3 protein-coding genes and 1 pseudogene are annotated in these 5,176 nt (G+C 70.7%); all 4 read right to left on the bottom strand.

Features of this window, described 5'->3' with window-relative positions:
- The coding region (gene rplU / locus AB0B89_RS34705; protein ID WP_358561479.1) for a 50S ribosomal protein L21 at positions 1 to 220 on the bottom strand (220 nt) is incomplete at its 3' end.
- A gap of 188 nt (positions 221 to 408) precedes the next feature.
- Positions 409 to 3,300, bottom strand: coding sequence for an Rne/Rng family ribonuclease (locus tag AB0B89_RS34700; RefSeq protein WP_358561476.1), 2,892 nt, complete (start codon positions 3,298 to 3,300; stop codon positions 409 to 411).
- A 104-nt stretch (positions 3,301 to 3,404) separates the two neighbouring features.
- Positions 3,405 to 4,160, bottom strand: a complete 756-nt coding sequence (locus AB0B89_RS34695; RefSeq protein WP_358561473.1) for a TIGR03936 family radical SAM-associated protein — start codon at positions 4,158 to 4,160, stop codon at positions 3,405 to 3,407.
- Between the two features lie 217 nt (positions 4,161 to 4,377).
- Positions 4,378 to 5,176: pseudogene (locus AB0B89_RS34690) on the bottom strand (B12-binding domain-containing radical SAM protein); the annotation flags it as partial.

Raw genomic sequence — 5,176 nt, 5'->3', positions numbered from 1 at the left:
GAATGCGAATCTTGGGGCCCTTGGTCTCGCCGAGAATCTCGGCGGTCACCTCGAACTTGCCAAGCGTGGCAGCGTCTGTGGTGACATCGCCGTCGTTGACGACGAGCACCGGCGCCAGCGACACCGTGGAGCCGACCTCACCGGCGACCTTGTCTACCTCGAGGACGTCACCGACGGAGACCTTCTGCTGCCTGCCGCCGCAACGAACGATCGCGTACACCGCGGAACCCTTCTTCTGGCTAATTGCTCGCTGAACGCTGCGCCTCATGCATCCAGCTACCGTCGATACACACGACCGGCGAACCGGGTAGGCGCGCGAAGCTAGGCGCGCCACCGGACGCACCGATTGACTAGGATACCGGATTGCGGGTGCCCTGGTCGAACCGGACGGATCGCCGGGTTGCCGGCCTACTCGGCCGGCCCAGCCGGTCTGGTGGCCTTTCGGGAGCGTCGCCGCCCCCGGGCGGAAGGCTGTGCGGCTTGCGCGTCCTCCTCGGAAGAGCCGTCAAGCGCATCCGTCACGCTATCACGACCTCCCTCGCCGTTCGCCGCGACCGCGACGCCACCCTCCTTGAGAAGCCGGTCGGCACCGGCCTTCTCGAGCTTCTCGGCCACGGCCTTCTCCACCGCCATCTTGCCCTGCGTGCCCCTCGGCTCGGGCTTGGCCTCGACCGGCTCGGTCGAGACGATCAGTCCGCGCCCGTTGCAGCAGTCACACGGCGTCGAGAACGCCTCCAGGAGGCCCTGGCCGACCCGCTTGCGGGTCATCTGGACCAGCCCGAGAGAGGTGACCTCCGCGACCTGGTGCTTCGTGCGGTCGCGGGCCAGGCACTCCAGCATGCGCCGGAGCACCAGGTCACGGTTGCTCTCCAGGACCATGTCGATGAAGTCGATGACGATGATGCCGCCGATGTCCCGCAGCCGGAGCTGACGGACGATCTCCTCGGCCGCCTCCAGGTTGTTCCTGGTGACGGTCTCCTCCAGGTTGCCGCCCTGGCCGGTGAACTTGCCGGTGTTGACGTCGACGACGGTCATGGCCTCGGTGCGGTCGATCACAAGGGAGCCGCCGCTCGGCAGCCACACCTTGCGCTCCATCGCCTTGGAGATCTGCTCGTCGATGCGGTAGGCGGCGAAGACGTCGCCGTCCTCCCACTTGGTCAGGCGGTCGGCCAGGTGCGGCGCGACGTACCTGACGTACTCGTCGACCGTGCCCCAGGCCTCGTCGCCGGCCACGACCAGCGAGGAGAAGTCCTCGTTGAAGACGTCGCGGACCACCCGGATGGTCAGGTCGGGCTCGGAGGAGAGCAGCTCGGGAGGGCTCGCGCCCTTGGCCTTGCGCTGGATGTTCTCCCACTGCGCCGACAGGCGGGCCACGTCGCGGCTGAGCTCCTCCTCGGACGCGCCCTCGGCGGCGGTCCGGACGATCACGCCGGCGTTCTCCGGCATGACCTTCTTGAGGATGGCCTTCAGCCGGCTGCGCTCCTTGTCGGGGAGCTTGCGGCTGATGCCCGTCATGGAGCCGTCGGGCACGTACACCAGGTAGCGGCCGGGAAGGCTGATCTGGCTGGTGAGCCGGGCGCCCTTGTGACCCATGGGGTCCTTGGTGACCTGGACCAGCACCGACTGCCCGGACTTCAGGGCCGCCTCGATGCGCTTGGGCTGGCCTTCGAGGCCGGCGGTGTCGAAGTTGACCTCACCGGCGTAAAGGACGGCGTTGCGGCCCTTGCCGACGTCGATGAACGCGGCCTCCATCGACGGCAGGACGTTCTGCACCTTGCCGAGATAGACGTTGCCGACGTACGACTGGCTGGCCTCGCGGTCGACGTAGTGCTCGACGAGCACGCCGTCCTCCAGCACCGCGATCTGGGTGCGCCCGCCCTGACGGCGGACCACCATCACGCGCTCGACCGACTCGCGCCGGGCCAGGAACTCCGACTCGGTGATCACCGGGGGACGGCGGCGTCCCTGCTCACGGCCCTCACGGCGGCGCTGCTTCTTGGCCTCCAGACGCGTGGAACCGCGGAAGCCCTGGACCTCGTCGACCGAGGTGGGACGCCCGGCCCGGGGCGCGCGGATGCGCACGACCGTGTTGGGCGGGTCGTCGGCGGGCGTCTCCGCGTCGTCCCCGCCCCTGCGGCGGCGACGGCGACGGCGGCGCGAGGAACCGGCGTCCTCGTCGTCCTGGTCGCCGTCGGCGTCGCGGGAGTCCCGCGCCTGCTCGGCCTCGGCCTGGTCGGCCTGGTCGGCGTTCGCCGCGCGCGGCTCGCCCTCGCCGTCCTCGGTCTCGTCGGCCTCGTCCTGCTCGCGCACCTTGCCCCGGCCGCGGCCCCCGCGGCGACGGCGACGGCGACGGCCGCCCGCGTCATCCTGGTCGTCGTCCTCGTCCTGCGCGGTCTCGCCGGCGTCCTCGGCCTCGTCGGGCTGCTCGTCGGCCGGCTCGGCCTGCTGCTGCGGGTAGGGCTGGGGCACGACCGGCTGTACGGCCGGACGCGGCTCGGGCGCCTGGAAGATCGGCTGGAAGACGGCGGCGGGCGCCTGGAAGGTGACGGTGGGCGCGGCCGCGCGGCCTCCCATCGCGGTCAGGCCGAACGGGTCGACGAACACCGAGGCCTGGGGCGGAGCCTCCTCGGTGATGTCCTCACCGGCGGGCTCGTCGTCGAGCGGCTCCTCGGCGGGCAGCGACTCGACGATCGCCTCGGCGACCGCGGCCTCGGCGGGGCTCTCGACGCCGGGTGCGACCTGGATCTCGGGGACCTCGGGGATCTCCGCGACCTCGGCGGCCTTCCGGGTGCGCCGGCGCTTCACCGGGGCGGCCTCCGCCTCGGGGACCTCCTCGGCCGGGACGGCGTCCTTCTTGGCGGTGCGTGAACGGCGCGGGGTGACCGGCGCGTCGGGGTCCTTGACCGTCGTACGGCGCGTCCGGGTGGCGCGCTTGGGAGGCGCCTCGGCCGCGACGACGGGCGAGGCCTCCTGTGCGCTCGGGGCCGTCTCCTCGGCGCCCGTCGCCGTTTCATGGCGCGGGGCCGCCTCCTGGGCGCGCGGGGTCTCGACGGCACCTGTCGCGGTGCCCGCGATCGTGGCCTGCGCGGTGTCCGCGGTGGGAACGGCGGTGGAAGGAGCGGCGGTCGCGACCGGCGCCCCCGAATCGCTCACCAGGCCCGCGGCGCGCTCGGCCTCCTCGGGTGGCGGGCCCGCCGGACGGCTCGCCGCACGGCGACGCCTGACCGGCTTCGGTTCTTGTTGTGCTGTTGTATCCCCATCAGGGCCGGAGGCTCCGACGATGGGCTCGTTGTCGAGCATGCGGGCGTTCTCCCGTCAGGCTCCCGGGCACGTTTCCGCGCCGCGCGGGAGCTCTCGTCTCTCGCTGTGCGCCAGGCCACCTGTCGGGGGCCCGGCGCCAAGTCCTATTTGTGGTCACCGACGTGCTGCACAGCCGGTCCCGGCTCGCCGCCGCGAATGTCGCGGTCCAGGTCGAGCGGGTCGGCGGTCCCACCGGTGTGCGCGTCGAGCGGACCCTGCGCCAGCCTGGTCACCGCGGGGGGTGACGGCGGCGCGAAATCAGCCACAAGACGCAGACCCGTGAGCACGTCGTCGGGTCGAACGGCGGGCGTAACGTGCCGGACAACCATACGAAGTATCGCACATGGCTGGCTCGGCTCCCGGCCCGCTGTTCCTTGCGTCGCCTCATCTGGCGTCAGCGCGATCACGGCCTCCCGCGCGTCGAAGCGGCGCAGGCCCTTCTTGGTCAGGCGCTCGACCTCGACACGCTCGGCGGCCAGGAAAAGATCGACCGCCGCCTTCGCCTCTCGCGGCTCCGCTCCCGGCAGGCGAACCTCCCAGACCGAGCACTCCAGCCTGTCGGCCAGGCTCCCGGCACGTGCCTCGACGACGTCGAGCACGTCGAGACCCGGTGGCAGCGACGAGTCGAGATCGGCACGGAGCCGATCGGGCTCGCACGCCGAGACGACACCGATCTCAAGATATTCGGCCTCGCTGGCCACCCCGGTCGGAGCGGCTCCCGCGTAGGAGATCTTCGGATGGGGGGAGAATCCCGCGCTGAAGCCAACCGGAATGCCGGCCCGGCGCACCGCACGCTCGATGGCGCGCGAGATGTCTCGGTGGCTGGTGAACCGCAGGCGGCCACGCTTGGCGTAGCGCACACGGAGGCGCTGCACCACTGGCGCGGGCGGGGGCCCATCAGGAACAGGGTTCTTCAGCTACGTCATCCTTCCTGTGTCAAGTGGCTGGTCATCTTCCCAGGATAAAGGCCGCTCAGGCCCACCCGGTCTCACGTCGTACGGGAAGAGGCTAAACCACCGCGACCGGATGGCCTATCTCGTCAACGGTTACACCGGGTGTTTGCTTCCATCCGGCGGGTCAGACGACCGTAAGAGGGAGGAGTTTCCTTCCCGTCGGGCCGATCTGGATCTCGGTGCCCATGGTGGGACAGACCCCGCAGTCGTAACAGGGCGTCCACCTGCAGTCTTCGACCTCGGTCTCGCTCGTGGCGTCCTGCCAGTCCTGCCAGAGCCACTCGCGGTCGAGCCCGGCGTCCAGGTGGTCCCAGGGGAGCACCTCGACCTCCTCGCGCTCACGCGTGGTGTACCAGCCGACGTCGACCGGCTCGCCGGCCAGGGCACGCTCGGCGCAAGCCATCCAGCGGCTGTAGGAGAAGTGCTCGCTCCAGCCGTCGAAGCGGCCTCCGTCCTCCCAGACGGCCCTGATCACGGCGCCGACCCGGCGGTCTCCCCGTGACAGCAGGCCCTCGACGATCGAGGGCTGGCCGTCGTGGTAGCGGAAGCCGATGGACTTGCCGTACTGCTTGTCGGTGCGAAGGGAGTCCCTGAGCTGCTTGAGCCTGCGGTCGACGGTCTCGTGGTCGCACTGGGCGGCCCACTGGAACGGGGTGTGCGGCTTGGGCACGAACCCGCCGATGGACACGGTGCAGCGGATGTCACGGGAGCCGGTGACCTCGCGGCCCGCCTTGATGACCTTCTTGGCGAGATCGGCGATGCCGAGCACGTCCTCGTCCATCTCGGTGGGCAGCCCGCACATGAAGTAGAGCTTCACCTGCCGCCAGCCCTGGCTGTACGCCGTGGTGACGGTGCGGATCAGGTCTTCCTCGGTGACCATCTTGTTGATCACCTTGCGCATGCGCTCGGACCCGCCCTCGGGC

The organism is Sphaerisporangium sp. NPDC049002, from assembly GCF_040649355.1.
Classification (GTDB): domain Bacteria; phylum Actinomycetota; class Actinomycetes; order Streptosporangiales; family Streptosporangiaceae; genus Sphaerisporangium.
Note: the sequence above shows the minus strand (reverse complement) of the source record. Positions and strands in the feature narration are given on the sequence as shown.

What these genes read in the sequence shown, in the direction of transcription:
- AB0B89_RS34700 (WP_358561476.1), bottom strand. Translation starts at nt 3,300, where the DNA reads ATGCTCGACAACGAGCCCATCGTCGGAGCCTCCGGCCCTGATGGGGAT.